General features: G+C 74.8%; 17 protein-coding genes. 11 read left to right on the top strand and 6 right to left on the bottom strand.

Annotated elements, in window-relative coordinates:
• Positions 1 to 40: 40 nt before the first annotated feature.
• Complete coding sequence (locus ET526_RS11980) at positions 41 to 1,435, top strand: alpha,alpha-trehalose-phosphate synthase (UDP-forming) (protein WP_135467941.1); 1,395 nt, start codon at positions 41 to 43, stop codon at positions 1,433 to 1,435.
• A 110-nt stretch (positions 1,436 to 1,545) separates the two neighbouring features.
• Here ET526_RS11980 and ET526_RS11985 read toward each other — a convergent pair whose 3' ends face one another.
• Positions 1,546 to 2,739, bottom strand: a complete 1,194-nt coding sequence (locus ET526_RS11985; protein ID WP_135467942.1) for a glycosyltransferase — start codon at positions 2,737 to 2,739, stop codon at positions 1,546 to 1,548.
• A gap of 75 nt (positions 2,740 to 2,814) precedes the next feature.
• On the opposite strand from ET526_RS11985, the gene hydA reads away from it, so the two are divergent.
• A complete protein-coding gene (hydA, locus tag ET526_RS11990) occupies positions 2,815 to 4,269 on the top strand; it encodes a dihydropyrimidinase (RefSeq protein WP_135467943.1) in 1,455 nt (484 codons plus the stop codon).
• A gap of 27 nt (positions 4,270 to 4,296) precedes the next feature.
• Here hydA and ET526_RS11995 read toward each other — a convergent pair whose 3' ends face one another.
• Positions 4,297 to 4,926 (bottom strand): glutathione S-transferase family protein, encoded by a 630-nt coding sequence (locus ET526_RS11995; RefSeq protein ID WP_135467944.1) that lies wholly within the window; start codon positions 4,924 to 4,926, stop codon positions 4,297 to 4,299.
• Positions 4,927 to 5,213: 287 nt separating this feature from the next.
• Between ET526_RS11995 and ET526_RS12000 the strand changes: the two genes are divergently transcribed.
• Positions 5,214 to 5,486: an NINE protein gene (locus tag ET526_RS12000; RefSeq protein WP_135467945.1), complete on the top strand. Its 273-nt coding sequence runs from the start codon at positions 5,214 to 5,216 to the stop codon at positions 5,484 to 5,486.
• Between the two features lie 91 nt (positions 5,487 to 5,577).
• On the opposite strand, the gene ET526_RS12005 is transcribed toward ET526_RS12000, so the two are convergent.
• Together ET526_RS12005 and ET526_RS12010 are read right to left on the bottom strand one after the other, a co-directional pair.
• Positions 5,578 to 6,282 (bottom strand): hypothetical protein, encoded by a 705-nt coding sequence (locus ET526_RS12005; RefSeq protein ID WP_135467946.1) that lies wholly within the window; start codon positions 6,280 to 6,282, stop codon positions 5,578 to 5,580.
• A gap of 100 nt (positions 6,283 to 6,382) precedes the next feature.
• The gene (locus ET526_RS12010; RefSeq protein WP_135467947.1) at positions 6,383 to 7,417 is read right to left on the bottom strand and encodes a YeiH family protein; all 1,035 of its coding nucleotides are present in this window, start codon (positions 7,415 to 7,417) and stop codon (positions 6,383 to 6,385) included.
• Between the two features lie 134 nt (positions 7,418 to 7,551).
• Between ET526_RS12010 and ET526_RS12015 the strand changes: the two genes are divergently transcribed.
• From ET526_RS12015 to ET526_RS12035, 5 genes are read left to right on the top strand one after another with little or no spacing between them, the layout of a single operon-like run.
• Entirely contained in the window at positions 7,552 to 8,877 is a 1,326-nt protein-coding gene (locus ET526_RS12015; protein WP_135467948.1) for an ABC transporter substrate-binding protein, read from the top strand.
• A 21-nt stretch (positions 8,878 to 8,898) separates the two neighbouring features.
• A complete protein-coding gene (locus tag ET526_RS12020; RefSeq protein WP_135467949.1) occupies positions 8,899 to 9,834 on the top strand; it encodes a branched-chain amino acid ABC transporter permease in 936 nt (311 codons plus the stop codon).
• 3 nt (positions 9,835 to 9,837) lie between these two features.
• Entirely contained in the window at positions 9,838 to 10,776 is a 939-nt protein-coding gene (locus ET526_RS12025) for a branched-chain amino acid ABC transporter permease (protein ID WP_240048368.1), read from the top strand.
• Positions 10,773 to 11,564, top strand: a complete 792-nt coding sequence (locus ET526_RS12030; RefSeq protein WP_135467950.1) for an ABC transporter ATP-binding protein — start codon at positions 10,773 to 10,775, stop codon at positions 11,562 to 11,564. The genes ET526_RS12025 and ET526_RS12030 overlap by 4 nt, the downstream gene beginning before the upstream one ends.
• Positions 11,557 to 12,222, top strand: coding sequence for an ABC transporter ATP-binding protein (locus ET526_RS12035; protein ID WP_135467951.1), 666 nt, complete (start codon positions 11,557 to 11,559; stop codon positions 12,220 to 12,222). The genes ET526_RS12030 and ET526_RS12035 overlap by 8 nt, the downstream gene beginning before the upstream one ends.
• A 48-nt stretch (positions 12,223 to 12,270) precedes the next feature.
• Here the strand turns inward: ET526_RS12035 and dut are convergent, their stop codons facing one another.
• Positions 12,271 to 12,738, bottom strand: coding sequence for a dUTP diphosphatase (gene dut / locus ET526_RS12040; RefSeq protein WP_456305114.1), 468 nt, complete (start codon positions 12,736 to 12,738; stop codon positions 12,271 to 12,273).
• A gap of 89 nt (positions 12,739 to 12,827) precedes the next feature.
• On the bottom strand, positions 12,828 to 13,406 hold the full coding sequence (locus tag ET526_RS12045) for a cysteine hydrolase family protein (protein WP_240048369.1): 579 nt from the start codon (positions 13,404 to 13,406) through the stop codon (positions 12,828 to 12,830).
• Positions 13,407 to 13,792: 386 nt separating this feature from the next.
• Between ET526_RS12045 and ET526_RS12050 the strand changes: the two genes are divergently transcribed.
• Genes ET526_RS12050 through ET526_RS12060 form a run of 3 tightly spaced genes read left to right on the top strand, consistent with a single transcriptional unit; the run spans position 13,793 to position 15,349 of the window.
• A complete protein-coding gene (locus tag ET526_RS12050; RefSeq protein ID WP_135467954.1) occupies positions 13,793 to 14,212 on the top strand; it encodes a BON domain-containing protein in 420 nt (139 codons plus the stop codon).
• Positions 14,206 to 14,751: a CAP domain-containing protein gene (locus ET526_RS12055; RefSeq protein ID WP_135467955.1), complete on the top strand. Its 546-nt coding sequence runs from the start codon at positions 14,206 to 14,208 to the stop codon at positions 14,749 to 14,751. Before ET526_RS12050 ends, ET526_RS12055 begins: the two co-directional genes overlap by 7 nt.
• Before the next feature lie 46 nt (positions 14,752 to 14,797).
• Positions 14,798 to 15,349 (top strand): hypothetical protein, encoded by a 552-nt coding sequence (locus ET526_RS12060; RefSeq protein WP_204623610.1) that lies wholly within the window; start codon positions 14,798 to 14,800, stop codon positions 15,347 to 15,349.
• The last annotated feature ends 11 nt before the right edge of the window (positions 15,350 to 15,360 follow it).

The raw sequence follows: 15,360 nt of genomic DNA on the forward strand, positions 1-15,360 counted from the left end.
GATGGGCGCCCGGTCACCCGTGGGCACTGCTGGAGGTGGGATGAGCCGCATCGTTGTCGTGTCGAACCGGGTGCCCGTGCCGGCCGGGAATGCCGGGCAGGCCGGTGGTCTGGCGGTGGCCCTGCTCGGGCTGATGGAGCGCCGCGGCGGCCTCTGGTTCGGCTGGAGCGGCGCCGTGGTCGAGCGTTCCGGCCAGCCGACCGTGACCCAGCGCGGCGCCGTCGGCTACGCCACCCTGGACCTGACCGAGGCCGAGCACCGCGGCTACTACACCGGCTACTCCAACGGCGTGCTGTGGCCGATGCTGCACGGCCTGCCGCACCTGATCGCCTTCCGCCGCCAGGACCTCGACACCTACCGCCGGGTCAACCGCCGCTTCGCCGACTGCCTGGTGCCGATGCTGCGCCGCGACGACCGCATCTGGGTGCACGACTATCACCTGCTGTCGCTGCCGGGCGCCCTGCGGGCGCGCGGCGTGCGCAACCCGACCGGCTTCTTCCTGCACGTGCCCTTCCCGGCGCCCGACGCCGCCTCGGTCGCCCCCGGCATCCGCGCCCTGGTGCAGGACGTGCTGGAGGCCGACCTGATCGGCTTCCAGACCGCGGCAGACCGCGACAATTTCGCCTCCGCCGCCAGCGGCCTCGCCGGCGCGACGCGGCGCGCGGAGGACCGGCTGGAGCATGGCGGGCGGCATGTCCGCCTCGGCATCTTCCCCGCCGAGATCAACGCGCGCGAATTCGCCGCCACCGCCGAGGCGCAGATGCGCGAGGAGCCGGCGCGCCTGCTGCGACGCTCGCTCGACGGGCAGGCGCTGCTGCTCGGCGTGGACCGTCTCGACCCGACCAAGGGGCTGCCGGAGCGGCTCGAAGCCTTCTCCCGGATGCTGGCCCGCCGCCCGAACCAGGCCGTGACCTTCCTGCAGATCGCCGCCCCCTCGCGCGAGGAGGTCGTGGCCTACCGGCGCCTGCGTACCGAGCTCGATGCCAGCGCCGGAGCCATCAACAGCGAGCATGGCGAGCCGCACTGGGTGCCGCTGCGCATGCTGGCGCGGGCGCAGCGGCGGGACACGGTCGCGGGCTTCATGCGGCTCGCCCGCGTCGGGGTGGTGACGCCGCTGCGCGACGGCATGAACCTCGTCGCCAAGGAGTTCGTGGCGGCGCAGGATCCGCGCGACCCCGGCGTGCTCGTGCTCTCCTGCTTCGCGGGCGCGGCGGCGCAGCTCCCCTCCGCGCTGCTGGTCAACCCGCACGACGTCGAGGGCATGGCGGAGGCGCTGCAGGCCGCCCTCGACATGCCGCTCGAGGAGCGGCGGGCGCGCTGGCAGGCGAGCTGGGCGGCGATCGCCGAGGCGACGCCCGAGGCCTGGGGCGAGTCCTTCCTGCGCGCCCTCGCGCCCGAGGACCTCGCCGGCATCCCAGCGGCCGGGGTGGCCTGAGGCGCGGCGGTCGGCCGGCGCCGCCTCGGGGCCGGGGCGCACCGCTGGAGCCGCCAGCCACCCGGCCGCGCCCGCGGAGGCGGCTCCGGCCCATGGTCCGTGGGGCTGAGTCACGCGCCCGGCCGGTTCTGGCCCTCCGCGACCAGCGCCAGCACCTCGCCCCCGGGGCCGAGGGTGTAGCGCCGGCCGGCCCAGCGCAGCTCGCGCCCCGCTCCGCCGCCCAGCGCCGCCGCCAGATGCAGCGCGAGCGCCAGCGGCTGCAGCCAGGGGCCGCGCCGCAGCGTCCGCGCCGCCACGGCGGCTTCCGCGGGCGGCAGCACGCGGCGGGCGATCGCTGTGCGCAGCGCCGCGCGGATCGCCCCCAGCGCGGCGGCGGCGAGCAGGCAGGCGGCCGCGGCGGTGCTGCCCCGCGCCGCGCCGGCCAGCGCCGCCGCCCCCCCGGCGGCGGGAAGCAGCAGCGCCAGCGCCGCCAGCGCCCAGGCGCGCGGCGCCAGCAGCCGCACCAGCCGGTATTGCCGACACCCGAAGCGCAGCGCGTCGCGCAGCGTCATCGCCACCGGATTCGCCGGGCGCACCTCGAGCGGCGCGTAGATGCGCAGCCCGGCCGCCCGGGCGGCGCGGGTGAGGGCGAGATCGTCGGACACGGCGCGGCGCCAGGCCCGCGGCAGATCCAGCCGTTCCAGCGCCGCGCGCGAGAGGGCGGTGGCGCCGCCCCAGCAGAGGTTGCAGCGCGCGCAGCGGGGCAGGGTGGCGATCGCCATCTCCGCCAGCGCCGCCAGGGTCGAGCCCAGGGCGCGATCGGCCGGCAGGGTCCAGCGGTAGCCGGTGGCGATCTCGCCCTGCCCGGCCAGCACCGGGCGCAGCAGGCGGGAGAGCAGGTCGGGCGGCGGCCGCATGTCGGCGTCCAGCGTCACCACCGCCGCCTCCTCCCGCAGGCGGGAGAGGGCGGCGAGCAGGTTCTGCACCTTCTGCCCGCGCCCCTCGGCCGGCCCGGCCGCCACCACCGAGGCGCGGGCCGGATCGGCGGCAGCGAAGCCCGCCAGGGCGGGCCAGGCGGGGTCCGCCTCCGATTCGAGGGCGAAGACCGCGCGCCAGCGCGGATAGTCCTGCGCCGCCAGCCCCGCCAGGAAGCCGTCGAGGCCCGGCAGCGGGCCGCGCACCGGCACCAGCACCAGCACCGGCGGCAGCGCCCGCGGCGCCGGCTGCGGCCGGCCGAGCAGGCGCAGATACCAGGCGCAGAGCAGCGTCGCGGCCAGGGCCTGCGCCATCCAGGCCGCCAGCAGCGCGCCCGCCGCCACTTCCATGCCGCGCTCCCCTCACGCTTTGCGCCGCCCCCGGCGCGGCGCCATCATGCCGCCTCGGCGCGAGGGAGGGCAGGGATGGCGGAGTACGAGCTGGCGGTGCGGGGCGGGATGGTGGCGACCGGCTTCGGCACCGCGCGCTGCGACATCGGCATAAGCGGCGGGCGCATCGCCGCCCTCGCCGGGCGCATCGCCGACGCCGCCGAGACCATCGAGGCGGACGGGCTGCTGGTGCTGCCGGGCGGGGTGGACAGCCACTGCCACATCGAGGAGCCGCAGCCGGACGGTTCGGTGATCGAGGAGAGTTTCCTCACCGCCTCCGCCTCCGCCTTCGCCGGCGGCACCACCTCCGTCGTCTGCTTCGTGCCGCAGTGGAAGGGCCACGGCGTGTGGGAGCGCTACCGCGACCACCGCCGCCGCGCCGCGGGCGGGATGCTGGACTACGCCTTCCACCAGATCATCAGCGACCCCACCGATGCCGTGCTGGAGGAGGAGCTGCCGCGCCTGGTGGCGGAGGGGGTGCGCAGCCTGAAGGTGTTCCTCACCTACGACGCGCTGCACCTGACGGATGCCGGGTATCTGCGCGTGCTGGCGGCGGCGCGGCGGCTCGGCTGCCTGGTCACCGTGCACTGCGAGAACTACGACGCGATCACCTGGCGCACCGGGGCGCTGCTCGCCGCCGGGCTGACGGCGCCGAAATACCATGCCTGGTCGCGCCCTCCGGTGGTGGAGCGGGAGGCGACGCACCGCGCCATCGCGCTCGCCGAGCTGGTGGACCAGCCGATCCAGGTCTTCCACGTGAGCTGCGCCGAGGCGGCGGAGGAGATCGCCCGCGCCCAGGCCCGCGGCGTGAAGGTGTGGGGCGAGACCTGCCCGCAATACCTGACGCTGACCGCCGCCGACATGGACCGGCCCGGCTTCGAGGGCGCCAAGTTCATGTGCAGCCCCGCGCCGCGCGACGCCGCGGAGCACGAGCGGCTGTGGGAGATGATCCGCCGCGGCGTGCTCGACGTCGTCTCCTCCGACCACAGCGGCTTCTCCTTCGAGGGGGAGCGCGGCAAGCGCAGGCACGGCGCCGGCGCCCCGTTCCGCGACATTCCGAACGGCGTCCCCGGCCTCGCCGCGCGGCTGCCGCTGCTGTTCAGCGAGGGGGTGGCGAAGGGGCGCATCACCCTCGACGAGTTCGTGCGCCTGACCGCGTGGAACCCGGCGCGGCTGATGGGCCTCGCGCCGCGCAAGGGCGCGATCCAGGTGGGGGCGGACGCCGACCTCGTGCTGTGGGATCCGCGGCGGAGGGTGCGCCTGACCAACGCGCTGATGCGCCACGCCATCGACTACACCCCCTATGAGGGGATGGAGGTGACGGGCTGGCCGGTGGCGACGCTGCGCCGCGGCGCGGTGGTGATGCGCGACGGCGAGGTGACGGCCGAGCCCGGCACCGGTGCCTTCCTGCCGCGGGAACCCTATGCCTTCATCCGCCCGCGCGGCGTGCTGGCGGACGGGTTCGACGCCGCGCCGGCGCCGGGGCGCTGATCCGGCGCCGGCGGGGGGCGGCGCACCTCAGGACAGGGCCGCCGCGAAGCCGCGCGCCGTCGCCGGCCGCGCCATCATCGCCTCGTACCAGCGCCGCACGTTCGGGACCTCCCCGAGATCCACGCGGTGGCGCTGGTGCCGCCAGGCCCAGCCGAGGATGGCGAAATCGGCGATGCTCGGCTCGCCCTCGGTGGCGACGAAGTCCCGCCCCGCCAGGCGCCGGTCGAGCACGCCGTAGAGCCGCCGCGTCTCCTTGCCGTAGCGTTCGAGCCCGTACTCCTTCGCCGGCCCGTCCGGCTGCATCAGGAAGTGGTGCACCTGCCCCGGCATCGGGCCGAAGCCGCCCATCTGCCACATCAGCCATTCGTAGACCGGCACCCGCGCGCGCAGGTCGCGCGGCAGGAACCTCCCGGTCTTCTCGCCGAGATAGAGCAGGATCGCCCCGCTCTCGAACACGCTGATCGGGCGCCCGTCCGGCCCCTCCGGATCCACGATCGCCGGAATCCGGTTGTTCGGGCTGATGCGCAGGAACTCCGCGCCGAATTGCTCGCCCTTGGTGATGTTGACCGGCCGCACGGCGTAGGGGAGGCCCATCTCCTCCAGCGCCACGCTGATCTTGCGGCCGTTGGGCGTGTCCCATGTGTAGAGCTCGATCATGCGCGTCCGGCTTCCGTTCTCCTGACCGAGGGCACCCTAGAGCAGATCGCGGAGGGCTGGAAACGGCCGGGAGGGAGCGTGATCCGCCAAGGCCGATCGCGCCGCGGCCCGGCCGCCTCGGCGAGGCGTGGCCGCCCGGCCACGCCGCGCGGCGAAGCGGCCGTCCGCGCCGCGAAACGTCTTCACAGCGCGCGCCCGGCCGCGCATCCTGGCCCTCTGCCACGCGGCCCATGGGGGCCGGGCGATCAGCGTCCGGTGGGCGGTGCGGCGGAAGGGGAACAGAAGACATGAACGCCGTCCTCAAACCCGGCAGCCGCCGATCGGTGGGGCTTGCCTATCTGCTGTGCCTCGGCCTCGGCGTGCTCGGCCTGCACCGGCTGTATCTCGGCCGGGGTCTCTCCGCCGCGGGGATGGCGGCGATCACGCTGCTGTCCCTGCCGCTGCTCGGCAGCGGCCTCGGCCTGCTCGGCCTGGTCGCGACCGGCACCTGGGTCCTGGCCGACCTGCTGCTGATCCCGACCATGGCGCGCGAGGCGAATGAGGGCCTGGCCTTCGCCTGAGGCCCCGCCGCGCGGATCGTGACCGATCCGCGCTTGGGGCGCGGCACCGTGCCTCAGGCCGCGTCCCGCCCTCCGGGATCCGCCTCGGCGGTCAGAACAGGCCCGTCGCCGGCGCCGGGCGGGCAGGCCGCACGCCGCCCGCGCGGCGCGGCCGCGGCGGGGGCAGGGCGCCGCCCGTGTTGCGGCCGATGGTCGGCCCCTCATAGCCGTCATCCGCGATCAGGCGGAGCTGCACCGCCGCGCCCGGCGCCGCCTGGGGCGGCGCGACCTCGAGCGGCACGGGCCAGAAGCACTCGGTGCGCTCCTCGCCGCGCAGCGCGAGGAACACCACGCGCTCGACGCGCCCGCCTTCCCCGGTCTCCACGGCGAAGCGGAACAGCAGCCCGTCCTCCTCCGCCTGCCGGCCGAGGGCGAGGGAGAGCTGGCGGGCCTCCACCTCCTGGCAGCGCAGGGTGCGGTCGGTCGGCTCCTCGGCGGGGCCGCGGTAGAAGCGCACCGGCACCTCGTCGATCAGGAAGACGAAGTGGTGGCTCTCGTCGAGCACGCTGAGCCAGGGGTAGTGCCCCGCCTCGGCGGTGCGGCGCAGCCGGTGGCGGCTGAAGGCATAGGCGCGGCAGCCGATGGACCAGGGATCGTCGCCGAGCTCGTGGCTGGCCATGGCGATGGCGTCGCGCCGGGCGTTGGCGAGCAGCCGCGCGCAGACCTGCAACCGCTCCGCGGTCAGCGAGGGGTGCAGATCCCACGGCATCACCCGCGGGGGCGGAGCGGCGCCAGGGGCATCTCCGGTCTCGGCCATGCGCGCATTCCCGATTCGCAACGCGAGTCTAGCGCCTGATCCGCGCAGGCGGGAGCGCCGGAGCGGCGGATCACGCCGCGGCATGGGCGCGTCGGCCCTCTCACGCCGCGCCGATGAGCCGCAGCGCGAACAGGCTCAGGCCAAGCAGGGCGAGCAGCGAGGCCGCCACCGCCGCGCCGACCCTCGGCGCGACGCGCAGCAGGGCCCGCAGCTCCACGCCGAGGCCGAGTGCCGCCATCGCCATCGCCGTCAGCAGCCCGGCCGCGACCTGGATCGGGCCGAGCGCCGCCCGCGGCACCAGGCCGAGCGCGTTCAGCGCGGCGAGCAGCAGGAAGCCGGTGATGAACCACGGCACGTAGCGCCCCAGGCGGAAGCCGGGCGCGGGAGGCGCGCCGCCCTCCCGCCGGCGCCGCGCCATGGCGAGCGACAGGGCGAGCACCAGCGGGCCGAGCATCAGCACCCTGAGCAGCTTCACCAGCGTGCCGGCCTGCATGCTCGGGCTGCCGAAGGGCGCCGTCGCCGCCAGCACCTGCGGCACGGCATAGACCGTCAGGCCCGCGAGCATCCCGTACTCCGTAACGCCGAGGCCGAGCAGCGGCACCAGCAGCGGCAGGGCCAGCACCACGGCGACGCCGAGGATGGCGGTGAAGGCGATGGCGGAGGCGACCTCGCGGCTGTCGGCGCCGATCACCGGCGCCACCGCGGCGATGGCGGAGTTGCCGCAGATCGCGTTGCCGCAGGCGATGAGCGTCGCCATGCGCCAGGAGAGGCCGAGGGCGCGGCACAGCGCGTAGCCCGCGGCGAGCGCCAGCGCGACCACCGCGGCGATGGCGAGAGGCAGGCCGAGGCCGGCCGCCGCCAGCGCGCCGGGGGAGAGCGAGGCGCCGAGGAGGACCACCGCCGTCTCCAGCAGCGGCCCGGCGCTGAAGCGGATGCCGGGGCGCCAGGCCTCCGCCGGCTCCCAGGCGGCGCGCAGCCCGACACCGAGCAGGATCGCGATCACCAGCGCGTCCAGCCAGGCGACGCCGAGGGCCGCGCACCCCGCCTCGTGCAGCAGCCTGGCCAGCAGCGCGATGCCGAGGCAGAGGGCGAGGCCCGGCAGCAGGCGGGACGCGGAGCGGAACGGCAAGGACATGGCGGTCTCCCGACGGCCGGGGGGGATCAGGGGAGCGCGATCCTCCGGAAGCCCCCCTTTCCGCAACGCTCCGGCTGCGGCATCGTGGCCGCGGCCGGGACGAGGCCCGGACCCCCGGGGAGGAGGAGACGACCATGGCCGAGTTCCCATCCCTCACGCGCCGCGCCGCCCTGCTCGGCGCCGCCGCCTCCGGCTCGCTGCTGATGGCGGGTTCGGGGGCGGAGGCGCAGCCGCAGCGGCCGAGCGAGCTGAAGATCGGCATCACCACCTTTCTCTCCGGTCCGGCGAGCGTGTTCGGCGTGCCGGGCCGCCAGGCCGCGGACATGCTGATCGAGGAGATCAACCGCGAGGGCGGCATCGGCGGCGTTCCGCTGCGCGCCTTCTACGTGGACGAGGCACCGGGCACCGACCATCTGGTCGGCGAGTATCGGCGGCTGGTGCAGTCGGAAGGCGTGCACGTGATGTTCGCCTCCATCTCCTCCGGCTCCTGCCTCGCCTGCACGCCGCTCTCGGACGAGCTGCGCAAGACCACGGTGCTGTGGGATTGCGGCACCCAGCGCATCTTCGAGGAGGCGCGCCACCCCTTCGCCTTCCGTACCCAGGGCTACGGCACGCCGGAAATCCTCGCTCCCCTGCTCTACCTGCTGCAGCACCGGCCCGACTTCCGCACCCTCGCCGTGATCAACCAGGACTACGCCTGGGGCCGCGATTCCTGGGAGCTGTGGAAGACCGCCATGGACGCGCTGAAGCCCGGCGTGCGCGTGGTGGCGGAGCTGTTCCCGCGCTTCAACTCGACCGACTTCTCCACCGAGATCACGCGCATGCTGGCCCTCAGGCCCGACGTGATCCTCTCCACCTCCTGGGGCGGGGAGCTGGTGACGCTGATCCGCCAGGCCAGTGAGCGGCGGCTGTTCGAGCGCTCGCTCTTCGTGCTGCCGGTGGCCGAGGCTTCGCTGCCGCAGCTCGGCCGCACCATGCCGGCGGGGCAGATCATCGGCGCGCGCGGCGACCACTGGATCAACCATCCGGAGCCGCGCGACCCGCAGGCGCTGCGGCGCTTCGTGGAGGGCTACCGCCAGCGCACCAACGAGTGGCCGATCTATCCCTGCCACCACATGGCGCAGGCGATGTGGGCGCTGCGCGCCGCCTACAAGCGCGCGATCGAGGCCAAGGGCGGCGGCTGGCCGAACGACCAGGAGCTGGCGCAGGCCTTCCGCGGCCTGGAATTCCCCACCCCGACCGCCACCATCACCATCCGCGAGGACGGGCAGGGGCTGGAGGACCAGATCGTCGGCCTTTCCTCCCACGGCGACCGCTTCCCCTACGCGGTGCCGGAGAAGATGATCCTCTACCCGGCGGCCAATGTCAGCACGCCGGTCGGGCAGAAGAGCACGGACTGGCTGCGCACGCTGAAGCCGGAGATGGTGCAGCAGGCCGGACGACCGCTGGGCGCCGGCTAGGCCGCCGCGGGACCGGGGGGGATGGTCGCTTGGTTCGAGCAGAACGGGCTGCTGCTCGGGCTCGCCCTGCTGGACGGGCTGGCCTATGCGGCGCTGGTGTTCCTGGTCGCGGTGGGGCTGAATCTGGTGTTCGGCGTGCTGCGCATTCTCAACGTCGCGCACGGCTCGCTCTACGCCATCGGTGCCTACACCGCGGCCTCGCTCGGCATCGCGCTGGCGGCGGGCGGGCTCGGGCCCTGGGCCTCGCTGGTGGCGCTGGTGGTCGCGGCCGCCGTGGTTGGGGCGGTGCTCGGGCCGCTGATCGAGGGGCTGATCCTGCGCCGGATCTACGGGCAGGAGGAGGTGCTGCAGCTCCTCGTCACCTTCGCCCTGTTCATGATCCTCGAGGACGTGCAGAAGCTGGTCTGGGGCGTGCAGCCGGTGCACCACGACGCCGGGCTGCGCTGGCTCGGCACGGTGGACGTGCCCTTCGGGGGCGATGTCATCCCCTTCACCGCCTACCAGCTCTACGTGCTGCCGGGGGTGGCGCTGCTGACGCTGGCGGGCCTCGCCTGGTTCCTGCGCCGCACGCTGACGGGGCGGGTGATCGTCGCCGTCACCACCGACCGCGAGGCGGCGACGGCCATGGGCATCGACGCCCGCCGCGTGTTCCTGCTGACCTTCACCTTCGGCGCGGCGCTGGCCGCGCTTGGCGGCGCGCTCTCCTCCCCCACCGCGGCGCTGGTGCCGGGGATCGGGGCGCAGACCATCGTGCTCTCCTTCGCCGTGGTGGCGATCGCGGGGCTCGGGCAGATCGAGGGCGCGGCGCTGAGCGCGCTGATGATCGGCCTCGGCCGCTCCATCGCCGTCTATTTCGCCCCGGAGTTCGAGGTGGTGATGCCCTACCTCATCATGGTGGCGGTGCTGCTGGTGCGGCCGCAGGGGCTGTTCGGCACGACCGAGACGCGGAGGGTGTAGCGCGTGCGCCGTGCCGAACCCCTGCTCGCCCTGGCGGCGGCGGCGGCCATGGTGGTCGCGGCCCTCGCGGCGCCCTGGCTGAAATTCGTGCTCACCATCGCGCTGGCCAAGGGCATGGCCGCGCTCGGCATCATGCTGCTGCTGCGCGCGGGGCAGGTGAGCTTCGGCCACGCCCTCTATGTCAGCTTCGGCGCCTACACCGTGGCCTTCCTCGCGCCGACGCTGCGCGATTCGCTGCTGCTGCTGCCGGTCGCGGCGGCGATGGCGACGGCGCTCGGGCTGGTGGTGGGGCTGTTCGTCTCGCGCTACCGGCAGATCTTCTTCGGCATGCTGAACCTGGCGCTCAGCATGGTGTTCTTCTCGCTGCTGGAGAAGCTCTACCACATCACCCACGGCACCGACGGCATCCGCGTCGCCCTGCCCACCATGCTCGGCCAGGCGCTGGAGCGGACCTCCTTCGAATGGGCGATCTTCGGCGTGGCGCTGGCGCTGGCCCTCCTCTTCGGCTGGTTCGCCCGCGCCTATCTCGACGCGCCCATGGGCCAGGCGCTGGCGGGCATCAAGACGCGGGAGACGCGGCTGGAGTTCATGGGCGTGCCGGCGCGGCACGTGCTGCTCTCTGCCTATGTGCTCTCGGCGCTGATGGCGGGCTGCGGCGGCGCCATCATCGCCATGACGACGCGGCACGTGACGCCGCTGCTCGCCTACTGGACCGCCTCGGGCGAGCTGGTGTTCATCGCCATCCTCGGCGGCGCGGGCGGGGTGATCGGGCCCTTCCTCGGCGCTGTCACCTACGAGTTGGTGCGCGTCTACGCCGCGGCGATCCTGGCCGAGGCCTGGCAGGCGATCCTCGGCACCGTGCTGCTGCTGGTGATCCTGTTCGCCCCGGGCGGCCTCTGGGGCATGCTCGCGGCGCTGTTCCGGCGGCGGAGGGCGGCATGACGGCGCTGCTGGAGGCGCGCGGGCTGCGCCTCGCCTTCGGCGGCGTGCGGGCGGCCGACGGCATAGACCTCGACGTGATGCAGGGCGAGTTCCTGGCGATCATCGGCCCGAACGGCGCGGGCAAGACCACCTTCATCAACATGGCCACCGGCTATCTGCGCCCGCAGGCCGGCTCCATCGCCTATGAGGGGCGGCCCATCACCGGCCTCTCCCCGCGCGCCATCGTGCGCCGCGGCATCGCCCGCTCCTTCCAGCTTCCCCAGCTCTTCACCGAGCACACGGTGCTGGAGAACGCCGCGCTCGCCGTGGCGGCGCGGGAGGGGATCTGGTCGCCGCTCGCGCCGCTGCTGCGCCCGCGCTGGCGGGAGGAGGCGGCGGCGCTGCTCGGCAGCTTCGGCCTCGCCGCGCTCGCGGACATCCGGGCGGACGCGCTGAACGAGGGCGCGCGCAAGCTCGCCGACATCGCCATGGCCGTCGCCCTCAGGCCCCGCCTGCTGCTGATGGACGAGCCGACCTCGGGCGTCGCGGCGGCGGAGAAGATGGGCATCGTCGAGACGCTGGTGCGGGTGCTGCGCGAGGCCCGCGTCACCGCGGTGTTCGTCGAGCACGACATGGAGGTGGTGGAGCGCTTCGCCGACCGCGTCGCGGTGTGGTCGCAGGGCCGCATCGCCGCCCTCGGCCCGCCCGCGCGGGTGCTGGCCGACCCGGCGGTGCAGCGCGAGGTGATCGGGATCGAGAAGGCGGGCGCCCCGCCGGTTCCGGCGGCCGGGGAGGGGGGGCATGCCTGACGCGCTGGCGCTCGAGGGCGTGTCCGTGGACATCGCCGGCGTGGCGGTGCTGCGCCGCGTCTCGCTGCACGTCCCGCCGGGCGGGCGGGTGGCGCTGATCGGGCGCAACGGCGCGGGCAAGACGACGACGCTGCGCACCCTGATGGGCCTCCTGCCGGTGCGCGAGGGGCGGGTGCTGGCGGCCGGCGAGGACGTCACCGCCACCCCCGCCCATCACCGGCCCCGGCTCGGCATCGGCTACGCGCCGGAGGACCGGCGGCTGTTCGGCAGCTTCTCGGTGCAGGACAACCTGCTGCTGCCCGCCCAGGTGCTGCGCCTGCCGGCGGAGGAGACCCGCCGCCGGCTCGACGCCGTGCTGGCGCTGCTGCCGGAGCTGCGCGACCTCGCGCCGCGCCGCGCCGCCGGCCTCTCCGGCGGGCAGGGCAAGATGGTGGCGCTCGGCCGCGCCCTGATGGTCGGAACCCGCGCCGTGCTGCTGGACGAGCCCTTCCAGGGCCTCGCCCCCGCCCTGGCGCTGCGCTACGCCGAGGCGCTGCGGCGGCTGCACGAGGGGCTGCCGGACGTCGCCATCCTCATCACCGAAAGCAATCCGGAACTGCTGCGGCCGCTGGTGGAATCCACCTTCGCCATCGAGCGCGGGGAGATCATCCCGGCCTGAGCCGCGCCCTCGCGCCGCATCCCAACCCGCGGCCGGCGGGAGGGGGCATCAGCCCGCCCTCCCTCCGCCGGTCGAGCCGAAGCCGCCGGCGCCGCGCCGGCTCTCCGCCGAGAACTCCTCGACCAGGCGGAACTCCGGGCGCAGCACCGGCACGAACACCATCTGCGCGAAGCGCTCGCCGGGGTGCAGCGTGACCGCCTCCCCACCCGGCGGGTTGCGGTTCCAGGCGCTGACCAGCACCGGCCCGGTGTAGTCCGCGTCGATCAGCCCGACCAGGTTGCCGAGCACGAGGCCCTGGCGGTGGCCGAGGCCGGAGCGCGGCAGCACCAGCGCGGCGAGGCCGGGATCGGCCATGTGCACCGCGATGCCGGAGGAGACCAGCGCCGGCGGCGCGCCCGGCGGCAGGACCAGCGGGGCGTCGAGGCAGGCGTGCAGGTCCATGGCGGCGGCCATCTCGGAATGGTAGCGCGGCAGGCCCCAGGCGTGCAGCCGCGCATCCAGGATCTTCAGTTCCACCGCCGGACTCCGCATGCCGCCCCCGATCCGCCGCGCCGTCGGCGCGACCCTATCGGCGGGCGCGGCGCGGTCAATCCCGCCCCGCGCGCTCAGCGCCAGGCGTGCAGGATCTCCTCCGCCGTCGCCGTCTCCACCTGCTGGCCGTAGCGCTCGCGGTACAGCGTCAGCAGCGCGTCATGGGTGCGGTCGGAGGAGCTGCACAGCGCATCGGTCGGCACCACTACGCGATAGCCCCGGTCCACCGCGCCGAGCACGGTGGCCAGCACGCAGACATCGGTCTCCGCCCCGCTCACGATCAGGGCCTCGGCGTTGCGCGCGCGCAGCCGTTCGTCGAGGGCGGGGTCCAGCCAGGGGGAGTAGTGGCGCTTGTCCACCACCTCCGCCGGCGGCACCAGGCGGGCGAGGGAGGGCACGAGGTCGGTCATGCCGGGGGGCAGCGCCTCCAGCGTCATCGAGGCCCAGCGCTCCCAGTAGCGGCGCCAGGTGCCGTGGCCCTCGCCGGGACGGCGCGCGGGAATGAAGCGGGTGAAGATGGTGCGCTCCGGCCAGGCGGCGGCGAGGCGCTCCACCACCGGCAGCACGCGCTCCATCCAGGGCGTGTGCCACTCCGTCGGTTCCGCGAACAGGCGCTGCATGTCCACGCAGAGATGCACGCAGCGCTCCGTCAATGGCTCGTCCCGAAGCCCCTGTTGCGACACGTCTCGCCTCCATGCTCCGTCACCCTTCCGAACGGCGCAGGCGGGGGAGGGATGCGTCGCGTTGCGGCGTGGCCTTCCCGCCACTGTCCATAGGCGCTCGCGGCGCGGATGGCGCCGCTCCGCGAACGGGGGGAGAACCCGGTTCGGAAACGCGGTGCAGCACGGGATGGCGCGCATTGCCACAGGCTTGTCCACAAGGTTGCGCACGTCTTTGGGGATAAATCGCTCCCCCTTGACACACGCGGCGCGCGCCAGGGCCTCCAGCCGGTGCCCGCAGGCGAACCCTCCGGCCGGAGGGGTGTTCCGCAAGGACGGAGGCGCGGGCGGCGCGCCCCCGACAGAAGGAGAGGCAGGCCATGCCCCACCATTCCCCCCGGCACGCCGGACCGCTCCCGCAGGAGCGCAAGGAGGAGGAGCCCCGCCTCGGCCTCGGCGGGGATCTCGAGGGCGTCTCGCCGCGCGACGCCGAGCAGGCGCGCGAGGTGGTGCTCGGGCGCCTCGGGGGCGAAGCCTCCACGCCCGCCGATCCCGAGGCGGCGGAGCGGGTGGCGCGCGAGGTGCGGAGCCGCCTGGCCGAGGACGCCTGGCTCGACGCCTCGGCGATCGAGGTCTCGGTCGGCGGCGGCGAGGTGCGGCTGGAGGGCAGGGTCGCGGACCGCATCCAGCGGCGCCGCGCCGAGGAGCTTGCCGGATCGGTGCCGGGCGTGGCGCAGGTGCGCAACGCGCTGCGCCTGCCGGATGACGAGGCGCCCCGGGGCCCGGCGGCGGGATGCTGAGGGTCCGCCGCCGCGCCTGCCTCCTCCTGGCGCCGGCGCTGCTCGCCGCCCCGGCCCGGGCGGCCGGGGTGCCGGAGGAGGCGGGGGCGCTGCGGCTGCGGGCGCTGGAACTGGTGAACGAGGCCCGGCGGGCGCGGGGCCTCCCCGCGCTGCGCCGCTCGGAAAGGCTGGAGCGGGTGGCGCAGGCACATGCCGAGGACATGCTGCGCCGCGGCTACTTCTCCCATGTCTCGCCCGATGGGGAGGATCCTCGGTCCCGCTACCTGGCGGCCGGCGGCGATCCCGCGCGGATGGTGGCGGAGAACATCGCCCGCTGCCGCGGCTGCCGCCCGCCGCTGCGGGTGGAGCGGGTGGAGGCCTTCCACCGCGGCTGGATGGACAGCGAGGGGCACCGGGAGAACATCCTCCACCCCGGCGCCACCCGCTTCGGCTTCGGCGCGGCGGTGGAGGAGGGCGGCTTCGCCGTGGTGCAGGTCTTCGCGGGGCCGGGGGGGCGTGCCGCCCCGGAGCGGGCGGGAACCCCGCGCGCCGCGCGCTGAGGGGCCGGCCCGGAGGATGGGGCGGCTGTCATTTTATCCGGGGGTGGTGACCTGGCCCGTCACCCTCTGGACCGCCATTCTCGTCCCCGCCTACTGGGTCGGCTACGGGCCGGCGAATTTCCTGTGGTTCTCGGACATCGCCCTGTTCGCCGCGGTGCTGTCGCTGTGGACCGGCTGGCGCCTGCCCTATTCGATGATGGCAGTCGGGGTGCTGCCGCTGGAACTCGCCTGGGTGGCGGATTTCGCGGCGGGCGGCTGGCTGACCGGCACCACGGCCTACATGTTCGACGCCAGCCTGCCCCTCCATCTGCGGGTGCTGTCGCTGTTCCACCTCTTCCTGCCGCCGCTGATCCTCTGGATGCTGGTGCGGCAGGGCTACGATCCGCGGGCGGCCAGGGCGCAGACGGCGCTGGTGCTGGTGGTGCTGCCGCTCACCTATGCGCTGACGGGGCCGGAGGAGAACATCAACCTGGTTTACGGGCCGCTCGGCCCGCAGGATGTCCTGCCGCCGCTCCTGTACCTGGCGCTGTACATGCTGGCGCTGCCGCTGCTGGTGATCCTGCCGATGCACCTGCTGCTGCGCCGGCTGTTCGGATGACCGGCCGCGGG

This window comes from Crenalkalicoccus roseus (assembly GCF_004761865.1).
Taxonomy (GTDB): domain Bacteria; phylum Pseudomonadota; class Alphaproteobacteria; order Acetobacterales; family Acetobacteraceae; genus Crenalkalicoccus; species Crenalkalicoccus roseus.